We start from the raw sequence: 2,743 nt of genomic DNA, 5'->3' as shown, positions 1-2,743 counted from the left end.
CGCGGGTGCGGCCACCGGCCAGCTCAACGGCGCGGGTAATGTGCAACTCGATGCGGGCGAATTCCGGGTTGATGAGGGCACCTTCAGCGGCGCGTTGAGCGGAAACGGCGACCTCTACAAAAACAGCAGCGGCACACTGCAACTCAGCGGCAACAGCGCGCTGGCCGGGGCAACCACCGTTGCCGGTGGCATCCTGCGGGTCAACGGCAGCCTGGGTAACGGCAGTGTTTCGGTCGAGAACGGTGCATCCCTGACCGGCAGCGGTACCCTGGGTGGCGCAGTGACCGTCGCCAACGGCGGCCACTTGAGTCTGGCTAGCGGTTCGGTGCTGACCCTCGGTTCGCTGGTATTGAATGACCTCTCCAACCTCGATGTCGCCTTGGGCACCGCCACGCCGGGCGCGGCGGGCCTGGCCAACGTCAGCGGCAACCTGACCCTGGACGGCAAGCTGAATATCACCGACGCCGGTGGCTTCGGCTTGGGCGTGTACCGCCTGTTCGACTACAACGGTTCGCTGATCGACCACGACCTGCAGTTCGGGGGGTTGCCGACCGGCCTCCCGGCCAATGAACTGGAACTGCAGACCAATGTCTCCAACCAGGTCAACCTGGTGGTGGGCAGCCCCGACTACATCCGTTTCTGGGACGGCAGCGAGCTGACCGGCAACGGCACCGTCGAAGGCGGCAACGGCACCTGGAACAGCAGCAACGGCAACTGGACCACCCTCAATGCCGGCCTCAATGGCGCCTGGAACGACTCGTTCGCGGTGTTCCAGGGCGCGGCCGGCACTGTCACCGTCGAGGGCACCCAGCGCGCCAACGGCTTGCAGTTCATCAATGACTACACCCTGGCCGGCGGCGCGGCGGGCCAGTTGCAACTGGTCAACAGCAGCAGTGGCTACACCACGGTGCGCGTCGACAACGGCAAGACCGCCACCCTCGACGTCGACCTCACCGGCAACGGCATCCTGAACAAGCTGGACAGCGGCACCCTGGTGCTCAATGGCAACAACAGCCATACCGATGGCACCCGCCTCTCCGGCGGCACCCTGGTGCTGGGCAACGACGCGGCACTGGGTTCCGGCAACCTGACCACCTCTGCCGGCACCACGCTGGACAGCAACAAGGCGGTCAGCCTGGTCAACGATTTGCTCCTCAGCGGCGCACTGACCCTGGCTGGCAGCCACGACCTCACGCTGAACGGCCTGGTGCAGGGCACTGGCACGCTGGTGAAGAATGGCAGCAGCACGCTGACCCTGAATCAGGCCAACAGCTACGCCGGCACCACCCTCAACGCCGGCACGCTGGTACTGGGCAACAGCGCCGCGCTGGGCACCGGTCCGCTTACCGTCGCTGGCCCGGCCAGTCTCGATACCAGCGCTGCAATGACGTTGGGTAACGCGATTGGCGTGAACTCCGGCTCCAGCCTGACCCTGGCCGGCAGCCATGACCTGACCCTGAGCGGCGCGCTGAGCGGCAGCGGCACCCTGGTCAAGCAAGGCGCCAGCACCGTCGACCTGACGGGCAGCAGCAATTTCTCCGGCGACTACCAGATCGACGCTGGCCGGCTCAATCTGCTGGGCAGCAATGGCTCGAACACCCCGCGCATCAGCGTCGGCACGGGCGCCACGCTTGGCGTCGGTGTCGACAGCACCTTGCATCAGCTCAGCGGACAGGGCGCGGTCCAGCTCTACAACAACAGTGGCCTGACCCTGCGCAACGGCACCTATGCCGGCAGCATCACCGGGGCCGGCAGCCTGGACATCGCCTCCGGCATCGTAGCGCTGACCGGCGTCAGCAACGTCAGTGGTGCCACCACCGTCTCCTCGGGCAGCCTGTTCGCACACGGTGCGCTGACCACGTCTTCGCTGACCGTCGCCAATGGCGCCACCCTCGGTGGCAAGGGCAGCGTCAACGCCGCCGTGACCATCGCCGATGGCGGGCATCTGCAAGCCATCAGCAGCAACACGCTGACCACCGGCAACCTGACCCTCAACAACGATTCCAGCCTCGACGCCTTCCTTGGCGCCGCCGTCGCCGGCAACGCGGGGATGATCAAGGTCAACGGCAACCTGGTGCTCGATGGCAAGCTCAACGTCACCGACGTGGGCGGCTTCGGCCTGGGCGTGTACCGCCTGATCGACTACACCGGCACCCTCACCGACAACGGTCTGGCGATCGGCACGATCCCGGGTGGCCTGGTGGCGGGCGACCTGGAAGTGCAAACCAGCGTTGGCAATCAGGTCAACCTGCTGGTCGGTGGCGGCGCGGGTAGCGTGCTGTTCTGGAACGGCAGCACCACCGCCCCTGGCGGCATTGCCGGAGGCAACGGCACTTGGGGCGGTACGGCCAGCAACTGGACCAACGCCACCGGCAACTTCGACCAGGGCTGGAAGGACGGCTTCGCCGTGTTCCAGGGCGCGGCGGGTACCGTCACGGTCGAAGGCACTCAAAGCACCACCGGCCTGCAGTTCCTCACCGATGGCTACAACGTGGTCGCGGGTACCGCAGGTGAGTTGAACCTGATCAACGGTTCCACTGGCTATGCCGGCGTGCGCGTGGGCAGCGGCAACACCGCCACGGTCGATGTGAACCTGACCGGCAGCGCGACCCTCAACAAACTGGAATCCGGCACCCTGGTGCTGAACGGCAACAACAGTTACACCGGCGGCACTCAGCTCAATGGCGGCACGCTGGTAGTGGGCAGCAATGCCGCGCTGGGCACCGGCACGCTGACCACCGCT

The 2,743-nt window shown here is 66.3% G+C and carries 1 protein-coding gene; it reads left to right on the top strand.

Going from position 1 to position 2,743, the window contains the following annotated elements:
- The coding region (locus tag DM374_RS32345; RefSeq protein WP_177431643.1) for a beta strand repeat-containing protein at nt 1-2,743 on the top strand (2,743 nt) is incomplete at both ends.

Origin of the sequence: Pseudomonas huaxiensis, from assembly GCF_003231275.1 — a bacterium.
Taxonomy (GTDB): domain Bacteria; phylum Pseudomonadota; class Gammaproteobacteria; order Pseudomonadales; family Pseudomonadaceae; genus Aquipseudomonas; species Aquipseudomonas huaxiensis.
The sequence above is the reverse complement of the archived record's forward strand: the minus strand, read 5'-3'. Positions and strand labels throughout refer to the sequence as shown.